The 446-nt window shown below is 72.4% G+C and carries 1 protein-coding gene; it reads right to left on the reverse strand.

Annotated features, from left to right (window positions below; translation table 11 throughout):
- Positions 1 to 446: LptA/OstA family protein (locus tag D7Y13_RS42910; RefSeq protein WP_120631118.1), on the reverse strand; the 446-nt coding region annotated here is incomplete at both ends.

Genomic DNA, 446 nt, shown 5'->3' on the forward strand with positions numbered 1-446 from the left:
GCCCTGCTTGGGCGCGGCGGGCGTCTTCCTGCGGGTGCCGGGGACGGCGGTGGTGGCCGGGGACTCCACGAGGATGCGGGCGTTCTCCACCTCCACGCGCTCGTTGCCCAGGATGAGGCGCACCTTGGTGCCGGTGACGTAGGTGTTGCCCTGGCGCGCTTCGGGAGAGCCCGTCACCACCAGCACGCCGGAGGGGACGTCGTAGTCGGCGCGCTCGCCCCGGGCCTGCCGGTCGCCGTCCACCGCGCGCACGTTGCCGGAGCACACCACGCGCGTCACCTCGCGCGTGGAGTTGTAGTAGGCGGTCATCTTGTCGCAGCGGATGTCCATGCTCTGGTGCTTCACCCGCACGTTGCCGGTGAGCACCGCCTGGGTGCGGTCGCCGGAGACGAGGTCCGCGGACAGGTCCACCGGGTTCTGCAGCTTGCCGGGGGCCAGGGACCCGC

The sequence above is a fragment of the Corallococcus praedator genome (assembly GCF_003612125.1).
GTDB lineage: Bacteria > Myxococcota > Myxococcia > Myxococcales > Myxococcaceae > Corallococcus > Corallococcus praedator.